A 16,775-nucleotide genomic window follows, 5' to 3' on the forward strand; every position below is an offset into this window, starting at 1 on the left:
CCATGGCACTTTCAGCGTCGGCCAGGCTCCGGTCGATCTGCCTGGCACTCCCGGAGGCGGACGAGCGGCTCAGTCACGGGGAACCCAGCTGGTTCGCCGGGAAGAAGATGTTCGTCACCCTCTCCGACCACCACCACGACGACCGGCTCGCTTTCTGGTGCGCTGCACCGGCCGGAGTCCAGGAGCACCTGGTCACCTCCGACCCGGTGCACTTCTTCCGCCCGCCCTACGTCGGCAACCGGGGCTGGATCGGCGTCTACCTCGACGTCGCCGTGGACTGGAGCAGGGTGAAGGACCTCGTTCTGGACGCCTACTGCCTGATCGCCCCCGAGCGCCTGACCGCGGCGCCAGCGGACCGCGCGCGGCCCGGTTGCGATACATGGCGCCGATTCGTGACGCCGAGGCTCCCGTCAGGTGGCCAATGCGCGCAGCGTGCGCTGGCGGACCGTGTCGAGGAAGGCGGGCACGTCATCCATGTCGGTTCCGGCGCAGCGCACGATCAGACCTATCACATCGCCCATGGACAACGCGTTGACCACGGGGTGGGCATCTGCGACCTCCAGTCGCTGCTCGACCCGCTCGACCATGAGGAGGGCCAGGCTGAGCTCGGGGACATGGTTGGTGTGGCCGTACGAGAGCTCCTTCTTGATGACCCACATCTGCGGGATGACAGCGCCGTAGACGATGATGTGGGTCAAGGCGAACAGCGCACGCGCTATCTCGTAGGCCGCTTCTGGATCCTCGTCATCACCGTGCAACGCGGCGATGGCGTCGGTGTCCTGCGCGAGATGGGCCTGTATGAGCGCGATGCCGTGAAGCACTTCATCCTTGGTGTACGGCCGGGTGTACTCGCCGTCCATACGCGCCGATTCCCTTCCACCGTGGCGGTGTCGCAGCGTGCTCAGTGTGGCAGGCAATGGACTGTGCGGGGGCTGAACGGGGATTCGTGCGCTCGCTCGGGCTGGGGGCGAACCGAGAGCTTCGTCATTGTGGCGTCTTTGTGTCGCCAGGTGTACGGGCGCAGCCCGGGCCTCCGGCCAGCGGTCGAGCTGGGCCAACGCGCTGCCAACGTAGCCCCTGACCAGGGGAATGTGTCGGTTTCACGTCGGCTGCGGCTCGAAGTCCCAGAACGGCCGCTCTCCCCGCCGTACGGCTGCCGTCTGTGGGCTGTGTTCGCCCAGCGTTCCGGTCAGGCGGGTCAGAGCGTCCTGCTGAAGCTGGTCGGCTTCGGCCGCCCGGCGCAGCGCGCGGAGGTCCTGCGAGAGTGCTGCCTCGCAGGCCAAGGCGAGGGGGTGGCTCCGGCCGACGACGTTCGTGGCCCGTTCTAGGGCTAGCCCGCTGAGGTCGGCTGCCCCTTCCGCATCACCGCTGTGGCTGCGCGCGGAGGCTGCGTTGAGGGCGCACCCAATCGTCCACGGGTGATCTGCGCCCATCGAAGCCGTCATACCCTGCAGGGCACGTTCGGCGACGCGTCGTGCCTCGTCGCGGTCGCGGTCGCCTGAGTCCCGCAGGATGAGGCCGAGGTTGCCGGCCGTGCCGATCGAGTAGGGATGGGTGTCGCCGAGGAGGTCGGCGTATCCGCGCGCGGCGGTGGTGGCCAGGTCCCACGACTGGTCCAGACTGCGGTCTTCGCGGAGCAGGGACGCATAGTCGGCGGCGACCAAGAGCGCTTCGGGGTGGTGTGGGCCCTGGATCTGATGGGCGCGTTCCACGAGCTCACGCATCAGGTTGCGGGCCGGCGTGAGGTCGCCGACGCGGCGCAGACACGAGGCGAGGTTGTGCTCGGCGACCATGGTCTCCACCGTGTACCGGCCCATGAGGCGGCGGTAGTCGCGGACATTGGCCTCCTGACGCCCGAGCGCGTAGGCGTAACGGCCGAGCAGACGCAGCGTCCATGCCTGCCGTTGTGCGGTGTAGAGCGTAAAGGCGTGGTGCGGGCCGAGTTGCCGCGAGCGGACGGCGAGGACTGCCGCGGACAGATCCAGGGCTTCCTGGTAGCGGCCGAGCAGTGCCAGCACAATGGACAGATTGGTGCGCGCCTGTTGAGTGGCCGCCGCTTCCTCGCCGAGTGTGGTCGCGGTGATGTGCGCGGTCCGGTCGTAGAGTTCGAAGGCTTCCTGATAGGCGCCGAGGGCGACCAGAGTTCCGCCGAGGGTGTTTCTGGCGCGCTGCAGATCGGGGTGGTCGGCCGGTCTGGCTGCAGAGAGTCGGTCGACGACGTCCCGTCCGACGGCCTCGGCTTCCTGGTAACGCCCGGCTCTGCGCAGCATGTTGGCGTGTTGGTAAGTGACGATGAGCATGTCGGGGTCGTCGAAGGGCCGGTGCCTGCGCCAGCGTATCTTCGCCTGCTCGCACAGCCGTAGCCCGGCGTTGGCCTCGCCGCGGGTGCGAAGGTACTCGATGCAGTTCAGAACGAGGCGGGCGCCGATGCCGCCCCGTTCCAGCGAGCCGGAGATCTCCAGGTGCGGGATCAGTTCGGCGTAACGGGGCCACAGGGCGGCGTCCTGGGGCCGTTGGGGATCCGCTCCCGCGAGGATTTGGCAAGCGGTGCGGGACAGTAGCTCGCGCCGTTCGTCGGAGAGCTGCTCGCGCAGCAGCGTGTGATACAGACGGGGCATCGTGGCCCGCTCCACCCCGTTGGCGCCCGACTCGAGCCGAACAGCGGAGGTTTCCGACAGCTGCCGCATCGTCGCGTCCCAGGCCGCAGGGTCGGTGGCGACCGAGGCGATGCGCGGCGGGAGGACGCCGGCGTCGGCGGATGGCAGCAGTCGAACGGGGATGGCCTCGGGCGAGAAGTGGGTCAAAAGGTCAAGGAGTTCGACGACCACGGGATTGCGTTCCCGCAGCGACGCCAGAGTGATCGTCCAACTGCCCTCCAAGGCGCGGGGGTACTGCGTCGTATGACCGTTCGGCGGCCGCTCGGGAGGGTGGGAGCGGACGAGCTCGATGTACTGGGGGACGGGCATCGGATTGGTGTCGAGCCAGGCCGCGGTATGGGAGAGCAGGAGCGGGAAGTCCTGCACCGCCTCGGCGAGCCCGTCGGCCTCAGAGGCCGAGAGCCGGGGGGCCCTGGCGCGGATGTAAGCGATCGACTCGTTCCTAGGGAAGGGCGGCACGTCGATGCACAGGACACGTTCGTCGTCCGCCCATGCGGGGTTACGAGAAGTGATGAGGACGTGTCCCGCGCCCTCGGGCAGCAGGTCCTCGATCTCCCGCACGTCGTCGGCACTGTCGAGTACGAGTAACCAGCGGTGAAAGGGCAGGCCCACGCGCAGGGCGTCCTGCACGGCGCGGATGCGGTTGCCGATGCCCTGTCCTGCCGCGAGGTTGAGTCGGGGTGCGAGCTCGGCGAGCTGTTCCCGGGCTGTTGCCTGGGACGCGGCGCTGATCCACCAGACGATGTCGTATTCGTTGCCGAACCGGTGGGCGTACTCGGTGACCAGCTGACTCTTGCCGATTCCGGAGGCACCGAGGAGCACACAGCGATGTTGTCCCGCGGGGCCGGTTCCCGGTTCAGAGGCAGCGAGGAGAATCTGGCGAATGTGGGCCAGTATCTCCTCGCGGCCGCTGAACCGGGGGTCGCGGCGAGGGGCGTTCGACACGGCGGGCGGGGTGTCCGGGAACCTCGTGGTCAGTCTGGACGCCTCGCCTGCGAGTCGGGACAGGGACACGCCGAGCAGGTCGAACAGGCGATGCCTGGCTTCCTGTTCGCCGGTGCCCCGAAGATCTGCAATAGGCAGTGCCGTTGCCGCCGCAGGCGGTTCCCCGGCGTCGACGATCACGATGGCCAGGCGGCCGGCGTGGTCCGCGGCGCACGCGGTGAGCGCCGAGTCCCACTCCTGCGCGGTGCGCCCGCCGAGCGCGCAGTACGTTGCGCCGATCAGGAGCAGCGCCCGGTCCGCGGTGTCGAGCAGATCGTCCAGCAGTTCGGTCAATGGTTGTGACGGGTCCGGGTTCCACAGCCGGGATGTAACACGGTGTCCGGCCAGCTGAAACTGGTCGGTGATCCACGCCGCCCATGACCGGTCGAAGCCGGCATGACTGAGCACGATATGCCAGCACGGTGCTGTGCCGTGTCGCGGAGCGGTCCCTCCGCGGCTGAGGTCGAGAGCAGGGGGAGGGAGTTCGTAGACCGCGCCGTCGGCGGCGAGCAGCCGCACCGGCCCCCAGCCGACGGTCTCCGCAACCGTCTCGGCTCTTCGTACTTGAATCGTCCGTGGCACGGGCTGGTCCAGCAGGTCCAGGACCTGCGGATCGGTGTCGGGTACTTGCAGGACGAAGCTGCCCGGGTCGTCGGCCCCTTCGCCGAGGACTAACAGCGGCCCCACGCGCCGGCCGTGCAGTTCGGCGTGCGGGAGCAGCGCGGCGATGAGTCCGACGTCGGTGACGCTGAGCCGCTCTGGCGGTTCGGACTGCAGTACTGCGTCGGCGAGCCGGGCCCTGGCGACCGTGGCGAGTTGCCAGGCGGTGGTGGTCCGGCGGACGGGCTCGGGGAGCCTTTGCCAGGCGCCCGAGAACCAGCGCGCGACCCCGTCCCGGGCCTCCTCGACCAGCGCCCGCAGCGCCGGGCGCAGTGCGTGCTCGATGTCCGCTTCGGCTTCGGTGCCGCCACTGACGGCATGCCAGGTGGCGCGCTCCTCGGCGAACAGCGCGGGAGAACCATTCCGGTGCATGCGCTCGATGACTGACCACAGGCGGTGCAGGGGCGCTCCGGTTGGACAGTTCTTGAGTCGTTCGGTGAGTTCGGCGCGCAGCTGCGGCAGCAGATCGCTGCGCAGGACGACGTAGCCGAAGCCCCGCTGTTCGACGAGGTCGCCGAACCACAGGTCCGTCTCGGCCGAGACGTCCAGCAGCGGCGCCACCGTGACCCGTACGGCGCGCATCAGTTCGGGTTCGATGCGAGCTGCCACGCTGAGGAGGATGGCGAGTTCGTGGCCCTGCCGAGGGCGAGGCTCGACGGTGGAGGTCATCGCAGTTCCCCGACGACCCGGCCCACGGTGGTGCCTCGGTCCCAGACGACCGCGTGCAACTGGGAACGCCACCAGGTGGGCCACAGGCGCTCCGGCAGCGGTACGAGGGCGACGGCTTCGCAGCCGTGCTGCCGGATGCGCAGCAGTGTCTCCCGCCACTCGCGTTCTGTGGCGCGGTGCGGGTCGAACGGCGGTCCGATGGTGCCGAGCGCCGAAAGCAGCAATATGCGGGTGCCTGGCTGAGGAGGCCGGTACGGCCCCCAGGTGCCGCGAGGGCCGGTTCCCACTCCACGCATCGGGCAGTCGGCGAAACGCAGCACGGTGGTCCTCGCCACGCCGACCAAGCTGCGTACCTGGTCGATGACGCCTTCCACGTCCTGCGCGAAGGGCTCCATGGCGGCGGAGATGTCGGCGAGGATCTGTACCCCGTAGCGCAGGGTCGGCAGCGGTCGCCGCGGTATCTCGTGCAGGGGCAGCCCACGGGCGAGGTGGTCGGCAGCCCGCTCCACGTCCAGGTCACCTTCGTGGGCGACCCGGGCCAGAGCCGCGTGCAGGACCGCGGCGGTGGAGCGGGGCGCGAGCAGCGGTACGTGCAGTCTTCCGCGGCTTGCGGTGCTCCTGGGGGAGGGAAGGGATTCGACGGTCCAGCCGGTCCTGCGCGGCGTTCGATGCTCGGTCGGGGTCAGCGGAGTGTTCGCGGTCGCGGACGGCGGTTGACGCGGCGTGCCGTTGGGCGAAGGCTCCCGTACGGGCTTGCCGGGGCCTTGCGGCTCTGCCGGTCCGGGCAGCGGGGCGGGACTGCGGACAGCGACGGCATCGAGGGAGGGTTCGAAGGCAGGCGTCGGCATGTTTCCCGGGCCGAGGCCGAGAAGCGCCGCGACCCGTTGCCACGCCGAGGGCTCCGAGGCGCCTAGGGCAGTGGCGGCGCGCGCCACATCTCCCAGCCAGATCTCGCGGTGCCGCATCTGGTCACCACCCGTCTCCGTAGATCTGTTGGCGTTTGACCAGCACGCAGCTCTTCAGCCACTCCCAGCGTTCCGAGCCCAGGCCGATCCCAAGGGTGATGCAGGCACGCAGCGCGTCGAGATACTCCGCGGTGCTGGGCCCTCGCACGCCCTGTGCGGCGGCCTGTTCGGTCACCCGGCCCAGTTCGACGGCCATTGCCTCGGCGAGTCGAAGATGCCCGGCCCCGCCCGCGCCGTGCCAGCTGCGCATGTGTTCCTCGGCGATGCGGACCAGGCTGCGCACGTCGTGATCGGGGAGGGTGACGACGACGCAGCGGCGCAGGAAGGCCTGGGGCAGTTCTCGCTCGTCGTTGGTGGTGATGACCACGAGATGGCGGGAGAAGAGCGGGTCCGTGGGGCCCGTCGGCGGCTCGGTCCACACCTCTGTGTCGGTCTCGACGACGGTGAATCGCTGTGATCCGAGCGGTACGAGCAGGCTGTTGGGTACGTCCGGGTCGGCCTTGTCGATCTCGTCGATGAGGACCACGGCGTGATCGATGCTGCGGTCGCCGTTGACGCCGGCGAACGGATCCTCGATTCCCTCGTCGGGGGGTTCGCCATCAGGGGCGGCTCGGCCTCTGCGCCGGGCCGAGCGCGGTGCGAGGGCCCACCACAGCACCCCGGGCTGCAGGTAGGAGAAGTCGTCCAGCGGGGGCGACTCCTGGCGGTACACCTGGGCGTCGGCGAGGCGGCGGACGCTGTCGAAGCGCCACAGCAGGTCTCGCGACCGGGTGCCATAGGTGATGACGTGTTCGTAGTAGCGCCAGCCTCTGTCCCGTGCGACGTAGGGGGCGAGCGAGGACTTGCCGGACCCGGGGCTGCCGCGCAGCAGCAGAGGTCTTCCGGTTGCCAGGGCCACGTTCACTGCTTCGTCGATATTCCGCGACATGACGTAGATCTCGCCGTCGCCGCGATCCGGATTGCGGAACCACTCGTTGGGCGTGGTGTTTCCACTCTCGGTGATCGCCATCGGGTGGTTCACCCCCTCGCGTTGGTGCGGTTGATCCTGCCCATCCAGGCGTCGTCGCCGATGTGGGGGATGCCCCAGTCGCTGAGCATCCCGTACGCGACTCTGATCGCCACTCGCTCGTCGTCGGCACCGAACGGCGGCGTGAGGAGGGCGGCTTGGGAGAGTCGGCCGGTCAGAGCGGAGTTTTCGGGGAGTTGCTCGTTGGGGATCAGCAGGATGTGCACCCAGGGGATGTGCTCGTGCAGCCAGTCGACGACCCGTTCGGCCTGGGGGAGGGTGCAGTGCTCGGCATGGATGACGACATACGTGTCGTAGTCCCCGATCCGAGGAGCGCCTGCCAGGGGCTCGCGGGAGCTCATCCCGAACCGGGACCTGATGTGCTGCTCGCAGGCGAGCCGGAGCTCGTCCTCCGGATCCTCCTCCCCGGGCGGCGGTGCACTGACGGATATGCAGCAGTACCGGCTGACGTCCATGCAGAAGGCGCGGCCCAGGTAGTACTGCCCCGTTTCAGGGCGGCGGACGTTCAGGACCACTGTCTGGCGCTCCAGGCCCTCTTCGGGCAGTACGCGCCGAGCGGAGGCCGCGTCGATCCACACTGGCAGGACCAGGCGGACGAGCTGGTCCAACGCGGTGCTGTCCATGTGCCGGGCGACCTCCCCGACGGCGCTGCGCAGCCGCGGCGCGTCGTGGGTGTGGAGCATCTGGGCGGCCAGGAAACCACAGCTGACGTCGGTGACGGGAGAGCCCGCGAGATGCCGGTCGGGGAGCCCGAGGGCGCGTCCCATGCGGGCGAGCCGACTCATGGTGCGGACCTGGCTGAGCTGTGCAGTGATGTCCTCGGCCCAGCGCTGCACCGGATCATCGTCGTCCGTCGGTGCCGGAAGCGGCGGAAACGCACGTACAATCGCCTCCGCCGCCTCGGCCGCGTCCGGGACGTCTCCCTTGCGGGCGGCAGCGATACGGCGCACCAGCTGCAACGACATCAGGTCCTCGAAGCCGGCGGCGGTCATTTCCTCGGGGGTCACGTCGCCGACCGGGGCGGGGAGCACGAGGAACGAGTGGTTGAAGTGGTGGCGCCACATGAGGATGTCGACCTCCCTGTGGACCCACATCGAAGTGAGCGCGTCATGGTTGACGAGCACCACCGCGGCTCGGCACTCCAGGAGCCACTCGTACAGCCGGGGGTGCCACTTTTCACCGGGTAAGAGTCCTTCGGCATCGACGAGGACGTCGTACCCGCGTTCCCGCAGCCCTTCGATGACATGGCCACGCACCTCGCCGCCGTACGGGTCCTCGCGCGTGCTGTGACTGATGAACACCTTGTTCAAGCCCCCGCCCTCCCAAGTGGCTGCCCCTATTGAGAGTTTGACGGCCACTCAGCCACGGAGCAATCGGGCCTCGGCCAGCAACGGCCGCAGACGGCGCGCGATGTGCCTGATCAGCCGGTCGAGGTCCGCGCAGTGGACGGACGGATTTCTGAAGCCGTTCCGGGCGTCGAACCGGTGGGCGTAGTTCCCGCCGCCGCAGATCCTGACGACCGGGCAGGACAGGCACTGATCGGAGAGGGCGGCGGTGCCGATCTGGCGGGCGGCGATCCCTGGATGGTCGAGAGCCTCGTCGAAGCTGTGGCGGAATACGTCGAGCCCGGTCTCGGGGGCGCCAGAGTACGCGGTCTTGAGCGAGTCCACCTGTTCGATGGCGCCGTCGGTGTCCACGACGACGGCGACGACGGGGGAGGACCCGACTGATTCGGTACCGCTTTCCTGACCGGTCAGCAGGCCGAGGATTTCTGTGAACAGCCGGATGGTGGTTTGGGGCGACTCCGCGTGGAACCAGTGGTCGAAGACGTCGGCGAGCCAGTCGCCGTACGGGGTGGCAGTGCCGGGCTTATGGTCCGGGGAGGAGGACCAGTTGGCGTGCGGCAGGAGCAGGTCCATGCTCGGGGGAGTGAATGCGAGGAGCGATTCGTAGACTTCGATGGGATCCGATGACGGGTCGATGGTGCACAGGATGCCGCCGTAGGCGTCCGGGTGACGGGCCAGCACCCGCAGTCCCCGCGAAGCGGCCGGCCAGCCAGGTCGCCCGCCATGGTCCACCCTCTGCCGGTTGTGCCGGGCCAGACCGCCGTCGAGGCTCACACCGATCTTCAGCCCGGCATCGGCCAGTTCGGTGACGACGCCTTCTGTGAGCCGGCTCCCATTGGTCTGCACGGTGGCCTGCACCCGGCAGAATCCGGGACCCACGGCCGCATCGATGGCCTCCCGGACTGTGGTGACGTAGCCGATGGGTGCCCCGGCTCCGGCCAGCAGCGGCTCACCCCCGTGCACATTGAGATGGACTTCCGACAGCATGTGCGTTTCCACATGCTCGGCGATCCGGGCGGCGGTAGCCGCCACTACTGCCGCGGACGCTGTGAGAGGTCGCGCACGCCAGCTCTGGTCCGGCCCCGAATAGACGTAGCAATACGTACAGGCGAAATTGCAGCGACTATGCATCTTCAGCACGAACTGCTGGAATGGCACTGCCTGATGACCGGCCGCCCGAGCGGCGGCAACATCGAGCCCCTGCAGGGGCCACAGAGCCGACGTGCTGTGTCGGTGGCCGGCGTCAGTAGGTGACGAAGGGGCTGTCGTCATAGAAAGCCACTGGATTGTTGCGAGAGCCAGCCCGGGCCAGCAGGCCGGTCATCACGGCGGCAAGCACAGGGTTGCTCGCGTCACGGGCCAACGACGAAAGATCGAGGCCGGTGAAGTCCGGCAGCGGCTCAATGGCCTGATGTCCGCCCCTCGGGGACAGAGCAGTGCCCGGGGGAAGAGACAACCCAACTCCAGGAAGAAATGCGCGCACGTCGCTCGCTGCTGTGAAGACGGACCTTATCGTAGGTTGCAGGGCAAGTTCGAGACACGACGCGCGTGGGAGGACGCCGGTGACGGCAGGCGGCGGGGGATGTCTCGTTCTTCACCAGATCACAGGCAGCTGGAGTAGTCCTCGCAGCATGCTGGGCCGCCGTTCGGGAGCGGCGGATGAGTCGTCAAGTGCGAGACGGGGGAAGCGTTCGAGGAGGACTACGTCCACTGAATGTCTTCCTCAACGGACTGCGTGCCCCGCCACGTCACTCCGGGCAGCCCGCTCGCCCTACACCAGCTGGAGGGGGCCCGTCGAGACTCTATTCGCGCTGACGCCCGACGGCGGAGTCGGCGACGTCCCATCACGGGTTCACCGAAGGCGTGGTGTCATACCCGGCCCCCACCGCTGCTGGTACCGGTTCGCCGAGGCCCCGGCGCTGAAGGCGGCCGAGGATGCGGGGGACGTGCCCACCCGCCAGTCGATCTCCTTCACCGCCTGGTACCAGATGATGCCGATGATGTCGCGGTGGCGCGGCAGCGCACGGAACATGTCGGTGATCCACTCTGCCTTCCGCCCCGCGGCGTCGGTCGCGCCCAGTTCCGTGATGACGAGCGGCTTGCGGGTGAAGCGGCGCAGTTCCGTCCTTGTCGGAGTGAAGAGGCGGTCGAACGACTGGTAGTTCTCCTTGCCCACGGTGCCGTAGTAGCCGGACAGGCCCACCCAGTCCACGTATGCGTCTCCCGGGTAGAGCCGACTGAGCGGTGTGGAGTTCTCGTAGCTGATGTTGGGGCTCCACACCCACACGGCATTACGTGCTCCCACCGCGTCAAAGATCTTGTGTATGTGACGCCATGCCCGGACGTACTCCCCACGGCGGTTGCTGTTGGACTGTTCGCACCAGGGGTACCAGTAGCCGTTCATCTCGTGAGCGAAGCGGATGGCCACCGGATAGCTGAGCGACTTGATGCCCCGCGCCCAGGAGCGTATGTACGGATCGAAGGAGCCGTCGATGATCTTCGACAGCCGGTACTCGGGTTGCTCTCCACGCAGCGTGGGTTCCTCGGCCTCGGCTCTGTGGTCCCACGGCTCCCAGGCGACCATGGGCAGCATGCCCCGCCTGGCCACACTGTTGATCGCCTCGGCGTCGAAGTGATCGGTCTCCCAGTCGGCCGAGAACTCGTACACCTGCGGGCGGTGCCGGGTCTGCCGGGTGAAATCGGCCGCTTCCGTGAAGTCGTGGGTGCCCGCGGCTGTGAAGACGCCGACGAACGCCTTTCCCGCGGCGGGGAACGAGACCGTGGGCCTCTGCGCGGGGTGGTGCGGTGTGCGATCGTCGTCCGGCAGCACGGTCGTCGGTGGCAGCACGGCGTCGGCGCGCGCGGCCGCCTCGCGGCGTTCGCGGTCCGCCAGATCCGGCGCCACCTGGAAGGTGTACCAGGACAGCAGCGCGGCACACAGCAGCGCGAGCACCCGTGGCGTTGTGATCCTCACCGGTCGGCCCTCGCGGTGCGCATGCGCGTGGAGACACCTTGGGCCAGGGCGAGCAGCGGCGGTGCCGAGCCGGCCGCGAGGCCCAGCAGGGTCCAGATCCGCATGCCGGTGTAGTCATGGTTGTTGAAGAAGCTGACGGTCAGCAGACTCCCGGCCAGCAGTGCCCACATCAGATGCAGCCGGAAGGTGCGCAGCGATTCCGAGCTGCGCAGCTCACCTTTGGCGGTGACCACGTACGCCAGCGGCCGGCGCAGCAGGGCGTTCACCGCGGCGGCGATGTAGACAGGCCCGGCGAAGAGCGACAGCAGGATCCCGGCCATGCCGATCTCCCGCCTCTCGTGCTCGGCCAGATTGAATCGGCGCAGCCAGAGCCAGAGCGCGAATGAGCCGCCCATGCCCGCCGACCACAGCAGGAACCAGGGGAGCCCGGGCAGTTGGATGGACGAGACGCCCAGCAGCATGTACAGGGCGGTGGCGAGGGTGCCGAGCACCAGGCTCATGGCGACACTCGGGTAGTAGAACTGAACCAGGTCGTACAACAGCCGCTGGCGGCGCCGGAGCCGGATGCCCTGCCTCAGCCGCGGGTTGAGTTTGATCTCCCAGATGCCATAGGCCCAGCGCCGCTGCTGGTTGAAGTAGTCGGTCCAGGTGGTCGGGCCCTCGCCCACGGCCACGACATCGGGGGTGTAGACCCCCTTCCAGCCGTTGCCGGTGGCGGGATTGAGCGTGCCGTGGACCCTCATGCTGGTGAGATGGTCCTCGATGATCGAGTCCTGGTACCCGCCGATCTGCTGCCATGCGGCAACCCGGTAGAGGTGATTGGTGCCGATCAGCAAGGGGGCGTCCAGACCGTTGCCGCCCCGCTCGACGATGCTGCTGAACAGGTACTGCTGCACCGAGGCGCCGTGGGCGACCCAGTTGTCATAGGCGTTGCCGTACACCTGAGGGGCTACCACAAACGCGGTGTCCGGGTCGTGGAAGTAGCCCAGGGTCCGCTCCAGGAAGCACGGCAGCGGCACGTGGTCCGGGTCCATCTGGGCGACCACGTCGTACTCGTTCTCGTGCTCGGCGCGCCAGGCGTTGTGGTTGCCGGACTTGGTACGGGCGCGGAACGGGCCGGACGGCTGGTTGTACTCCGGCCTGTCCTTTCGGCTGAAGTGGTGGACCCCCAGGCGCGCGGCCATCTGCCGTACGGTCGGGTCATTTCCCTCGTCCAGGATCCAGACGTCCACGGTGCAGTCCCAACGCGCCACCTCCAGCATGGCCCGCAGAGTCCGCTGTACGACGGCAATCGGCTCCTTGGACGGCACGATGGTGGTCAGCATGGCGACCCGCAGCCTGCTCGGCGGGACCATGGGGATGGGGTCCCTCGCCCGGAAGGCGAACACCCAGATCGCCACGGCCTGCACGAGTTTGATCGTCTCGACGGCTATGACCAGGCAGAACCCGAGCCGCGCCAGGAGCAGCCAGCCGTTGCCGATACCGCTCACCCCGGGGCCCGGTACATGCTCGGGCAGCAGCAGCCAGCCGATGAACGCGATGTCGGCCAGGGCGGTGGCGGCGGTCAGAGCTGTGAGCGACACGCGGTGGCCGGGTCGCAGAACGGAGCGGAACTCTACTTTCCGGCCCGGGTTGGCCAGCGGGCCGCAGGCCCGGGCGGCACCGGCGTAGGCAGCGACGGCTGACGCGTTGCGGCGATTCCTCCTCTCGGCGCGCCGATCCAGCCGCGATGAATATGTAGACATGTCCCCCCTTGGTAACAAACAGCGTCACTCAGACATGAAAAAGCCAGTACCTACGGTGGGTAGGACTGCTTGCGTCTGTCGCCCGGTTCCCGGTCGGATCAGATATGAACGGCGTACAGGGTGCTGTCGTCGCTGCCGAAATACACGGTGTCCTGTGCGACCGCCGGCGAGTGCACCGCAGCGGGGGCGGAGTAGGCCCAAAGCTGCTTTCCTGTAGCCGCGTTCACCGCATAGAGCCTGCTGTCGTCGCTGCCCACGTACACCACCGCTCCAGCCGCGGCCGGCGCGTGCACGTCGCCCGCGGCCCTGAACTCCCATCTCGGCTTGCCGGTGCCGGCGTCCAGCGCGTGCAGCGTCTTGCCGCCTCCCACGTACACAACTCCCTTGGCGATCACCGGGTTGGATCCGACGGAAGCGCCCTCGAATCGCCAGACTTGCTTACCCGTGTCTGCATCGACCGCGTAGAGGTTTCCATCGGTGCTGCCGAAGTGGACGAGGCCGCCGGCTACGGCCGGGATGCCGGAGACCGCCCCGCGTGTGGTAAAGGCCCATCGCTTCTCGCCGGTGTTCGCGTTCACCGCGTAGAGACTGGTGTCGCTGCTGCCGACGTACACCGTTTCGCCGGACACGGCGGGGGAGTGGGTGTCGTTGCCTGCGGCGAAGGCCCACCGGCGCTTTCCGCTCGCCGTGTCCACGGCATACAGCCGACGGTCCGCGCTGCCGACGTACGCGACGCCCCCTGTCACGACCGGGGAATGGACGATGCCTCCCGTTGCGAACCGCCAACGGACTTTCCCCGAACGTGCGTCGAAGGCGTACAGGGTGCGGTCGTCGCTGCCGAGGTACACGCTGCCGCCCAGCACGGTGGGTGCGGAGCCGATGGCTGCGGCGGTGGTGTACTTCCACTGTCGCTGCCCGTCGGCGGTGGCGATCGCGTACAGCGTGCCGTCGTTGCTCGCCGCGTAGACCAGATCCCCGGCCACCCTGGGGTAGGACAGGACCGTGCCGGTGGTGGTGAATCGCCAGCGCAGCGATCCCGGGGCGGTCGGCTTGCCGTCCCGCGTCATCGCCCAGGTGGCAGCTGCCACCCCGCCGGCCCCCAGGGCGCCGGCCGCGGCGTACAGCAGTCGGCGACGGCTGACCGGCCGCTCCCGCAGAGGCTCCGGCGGATTCTGCGGCTGCTCGGGGACCGGGGCGCGCAGCTCCACAGTCGAGCTCGGCACGTCCGGGAAGGCGAGTGTTCCCGTCGCCTCTTCGCCCTGCCAGGTCTCCGGCAGCCAGCCCGCGCCGAGCATCTCCACCGGTGACCGGCCGCCGGTCAGAGCCGGCATCAGGTCCGGCAGCGCCGGGCGGTCGGTTGGCGTCTTCGCCAGGCACGAACTGATCAGCTCACGCAACCCGGCCGGTACCGCCTCGAGATCGGGCTCCTCGTGCACCACGCGGAACAACAGTGCCGGCACCGACGCTTCGCCGAAGGGGCCGGCGCCCGTCGCGGCGAAAGCCAGAACCGAGCCGAGCGAGAACACGTCCGACGAGGGCTCGATCGGGAGTCCTCGGATCTGCTCGGGCGACATATAGCCCGGAGACCCGATCGTGGTGCCGGTGAGCGTCAGTCCGCTGTGCTCGGCGAGCCGGGAGATCCCGAAGTCGATGACACGCGGCCCGTCCTGGGCCAGCAGCACATTGGCGGGCTTGAGATCCCGGTGGATCAGAGCCGCACCATGAATTGCCGTCAGTGCTTCCACCAGTGCCGCGCCGAGCGCCCGCACGGACCGCTCCGGGAAGGGGCCGCTCTTCTGCACCGCTTGCTGCAGTGAGGGTCCTGGAATGTACGCGGTCGCCAGCCAGGGTCGGCGTCCCTCGGGGTCCGCGTCGACCACCACGGCCGTGAAGAACCCGCTCACGGCGCGGGAGGCGATCACCTCGCGGGCGAAGCGCTGCCGGAAGGCGGGCTCCTGCACGTACTCCGGACGGATGACCTTGATGGCGACCTGCCGGCCGCTCGGCGAGTACCCGAGGTAGACGCGGCCCATGCCGCCGCTGCCCAACTGGGCGGCCAGCCGGTACGGCCCCACGACTGCGGGGTCGTCAGGCCCCAATGGCTCCAAGGTGCCCCCCCCGGTCACATCCTGGACAAACGACCGTTTCACTTGCCGCGGAGTGTATCGGATACTCATGTAAATCAGACATCGAAGTCGATTGTCTCAATAAGTGGGATGAGATGAACGTATGTTGTCTTCGGTCTGAGTTGGGCACGAGCGCCTCTGCTCATGGACGCTGCAAGGTGGCGCGCATGGCATCGGGGAGGTTGTAGCGGGCTTCTCGGTAGGCCCGCCTCGCCTCCGAGCATTCGGCATCGTCTCGGACGAAACCATTGATCACAGTGTCCCGGTGCTGATGACCCCGATGGCGGGCCGGCCGCCGCCCGGGCACGCTCCAGCACCTTCGTCGAACGATTCGTCCCAGTGGTCATGGCATGATGATCGACCGCGGGGGCCTTTCAGCCCGGGCTGGGGAAGCAGATGAGGGCAGGATGCGGATTTCATGGCGCCGTCGGCCGGCACCACGGTCACAGCGACTCCTCGACGCGGCGGGGCTCAACCCCAGGGCGCTGAGTGACAGTTCGGACTTTGCGCTCTGCCGAGACGTCGCCTTTCGGGCGACTCAACGTGACTCCGGCACCATCGCTGCGGTTCTCGCAGTGGCCGAGGAACTGCTGGTCGACGAGGCGAACTACGAGTTCGTCGTCTCACTCATGGAGAACGTCCAGAGCCTTGTATCGCACGGTCAGAAAGCGTTCTGGTCTGAGGAGGAGGTCACGGCGCTGTTGGGACCTCGAAGTGCTGTCTGCTGGAGCAGCTTGGCGGACTTCTGGACCGCAGTGGCCACCTGGTGCGTGCGCACCGGACTGTCCCTGGAGTCCAGCGAACCTCTCCTTTCGGTCCAGGACGAGCAACTGCGGACGCTCCTGTGGACTGCGAACCGGACCCTGTCGACCGGTGAGAAGCTCGGACTCGCGCACGCCGTCCGGTACGAAAGGGCGGGCGAAACGCCCATCCCCGGATACAGCCACATCGCGGTCGCGCTCCGCGCCACCGGGCAGAGCTGACGGGCCCCGGCCCGGGCCGGCCAGAAGCAGCTGACGCACGATACAGGAGCCGCCCGGCAGCGCTGCGAGCGGGTGTTCTCTCGGCCTCAAGGCGGGTCTGGTGTGCGTTCCGGTGACTACGGGTGTCAAAATGAAGCCATGAGTAACGTGTTTTTCGACATCACCATCAACGACGAGCCCGCCGGCCGGATCGTCTTCCAGCTGTTCGACGACGTGGTCCCCAAGACCGCAAGGAACTTCCGCGAGCTCGCCACAGGCGAGCACGGCTACGGCTACGAGGGCTCTTCCTTCCACCGTGTCATCCCGGATTTCATGCTCCAGGGCGGCGACTTCACCGCCGGTAACGGCACGGGCGGCAAGAGCATCTACGGCCAGAAGTTCGCCGACGAGAACTTCCAGCTCAAGCACACCAAGCCGGGCCAGCTTTCCATGGCCAACGCGGGCCCGAACACCAACGGTTCGCAGTTCTTCATCACCACCATCGTCACCGACTGGCTGGACAACAAGCACGTCGTCTTCGGCGAGGTCGTCGAGGGCATGGACCTCGTGAAGAAGATCGAGGGCCTGGGCTCGCGCAGCGGCGCCCCCAAGGCGAAGGTCACGATCGCCAAGTCGGGCGTCGTCGAGGGCTGAGCCCGT

General features: G+C 68.2%; 12 protein-coding genes and 1 pseudogene. 3 read left to right on the plus strand and 10 right to left on the minus strand.

All coding sequences use genetic code 11. The features are described 5' to 3' along the window. Positions 1-2: 2 nt before the first annotated feature. Positions 3-308, plus strand: a pseudogene (locus OG729_RS37965) (MmcQ/YjbR family DNA-binding protein); the annotation flags it as partial. A gap of 102 nt (positions 309-410) precedes the next feature. Here the strand turns inward: OG729_RS37965 and OG729_RS37970 are convergent. The 10 genes from OG729_RS37970 to OG729_RS38015 all read right to left on the minus strand — a co-directional run bounded on the left by OG729_RS37970 (position 411) and on the right by OG729_RS38015 (position 15,126). Then, positions 411-860, minus strand: coding sequence for a DUF6224 family protein (locus OG729_RS37970; RefSeq protein ID WP_405810660.1), 450 nt, complete (start codon positions 858-860; stop codon positions 411-413). Positions 861-1,100: 240 nt separating this feature from the next. Beyond that, the gene (gene fxsT, locus OG729_RS37975) at positions 1,101-4,910 is read right to left on the minus strand and encodes an FxSxx-COOH system tetratricopeptide repeat protein (protein WP_405810662.1); all 3,810 of its coding nucleotides are present in this window, start codon (positions 4,908-4,910) and stop codon (positions 1,101-1,103) included. 56 nt (positions 4,911-4,966) lie between these two features. Further along, positions 4,967-5,935, minus strand: a complete 969-nt coding sequence (locus OG729_RS37980) for a hypothetical protein (protein WP_405810663.1) — start codon at positions 5,933-5,935, stop codon at positions 4,967-4,969. A 4-nt stretch (positions 5,936-5,939) separates the two neighbouring features. Next, on the minus strand, positions 5,940-6,944 hold the full coding sequence (locus tag OG729_RS37985) for an AAA family ATPase (RefSeq protein ID WP_405810665.1): 1,005 nt from the start codon (positions 6,942-6,944) through the stop codon (positions 5,940-5,942). Between the two features lie 8 nt (positions 6,945-6,952). After that, entirely contained in the window at positions 6,953-8,263 is a 1,311-nt protein-coding gene (locus OG729_RS37990; protein ID WP_405811429.1) for a toll/interleukin-1 receptor domain-containing protein, read from the minus strand. Positions 8,264-8,320: 57 nt separating this feature from the next. Next, a complete protein-coding gene (locus tag OG729_RS37995) occupies positions 8,321-9,580 on the minus strand; it encodes an FxsB family cyclophane-forming radical SAM/SPASM peptide maturase (protein WP_405810667.1) in 1,260 nt (419 codons plus the stop codon). Beyond that, positions 9,552-9,791, minus strand: coding sequence for a YxD-tail cyclophane-containing RiPP peptide (locus OG729_RS38000; RefSeq protein ID WP_405810669.1), 240 nt, complete (start codon positions 9,789-9,791; stop codon positions 9,552-9,554). Before OG729_RS38000 ends, OG729_RS37995 begins: the two co-directional genes overlap by 29 nt. A gap of 369 nt (positions 9,792-10,160) precedes the next feature. Beyond that, entirely contained in the window at positions 10,161-11,282 is a 1,122-nt protein-coding gene (locus tag OG729_RS38005) for a glycoside hydrolase family 26 protein (RefSeq protein ID WP_405810670.1), read from the minus strand. Further along, a complete protein-coding gene (locus OG729_RS38010; protein WP_360875168.1) occupies positions 11,279-12,865 on the minus strand; it encodes a glycosyltransferase family 2 protein in 1,587 nt (528 codons plus the stop codon). The genes OG729_RS38005 and OG729_RS38010 overlap by 4 nt, the downstream gene beginning before the upstream one ends. 260 nt (positions 12,866-13,125) lie before the next feature. Further along, the gene (locus tag OG729_RS38015) at positions 13,126-15,126 is read right to left on the minus strand and encodes a serine/threonine-protein kinase (RefSeq protein WP_360875165.1); all 2,001 of its coding nucleotides are present in this window, start codon (positions 15,124-15,126) and stop codon (positions 13,126-13,128) included. Positions 15,127-15,728: 602 nt separating this feature from the next. Between OG729_RS38015 and OG729_RS38020 the strand changes: the two genes are divergently transcribed. Both OG729_RS38020 and OG729_RS38025 read left to right on the plus strand, forming a co-directional pair. After that, positions 15,729-16,136, plus strand: coding sequence for a hypothetical protein (locus OG729_RS38020; protein WP_360875162.1), 408 nt, complete (start codon positions 15,729-15,731; stop codon positions 16,134-16,136). A 138-nt stretch (positions 16,137-16,274) separates the two neighbouring features. Continuing rightward, a complete protein-coding gene (locus OG729_RS38025) occupies positions 16,275-16,769 on the plus strand; it encodes a peptidylprolyl isomerase (RefSeq protein WP_405810672.1) in 495 nt (164 codons plus the stop codon). Positions 16,770-16,775: the final 6 nt, after the last annotated feature.

It is taken from the genome of Streptomyces sp. NBC_00210 (genome assembly GCF_045160975.1).
Taxonomy (GTDB): domain Bacteria; phylum Actinomycetota; class Actinomycetes; order Streptomycetales; family Streptomycetaceae; genus Streptomyces.

Excerpts from the sequence above, each read along its gene's own strand:
- OG729_RS37985 (WP_405810665.1), bottom strand. The coding sequence starts at position 6,944 with ATGGCGATCACCGAGAGTGGAAACACCACGCCCAACGAGTGGTTCCGC.
- OG729_RS37995 (WP_405810667.1), bottom strand. The coding sequence starts at position 9,580 with ATGACGACAGCCCCTTCGTCACCTACTGACGCCGGCCACCGACACAGC.
- OG729_RS38025 (WP_405810672.1), top strand. The coding sequence starts at position 16,275 with ATGAGTAACGTGTTTTTCGACATCACCATCAACGACGAGCCCGCCGGC.
- OG729_RS37970 (WP_405810660.1), bottom strand. The coding sequence starts at position 860 with ATGGACGGCGAGTACACCCGGCCGTACACCAAGGATGAAGTGCTTCAC.
- OG729_RS37980 (WP_405810663.1), bottom strand. The coding sequence starts at position 5,935 with ATGCGGCACCGCGAGATCTGGCTGGGAGATGTGGCGCGCGCCGCCACT.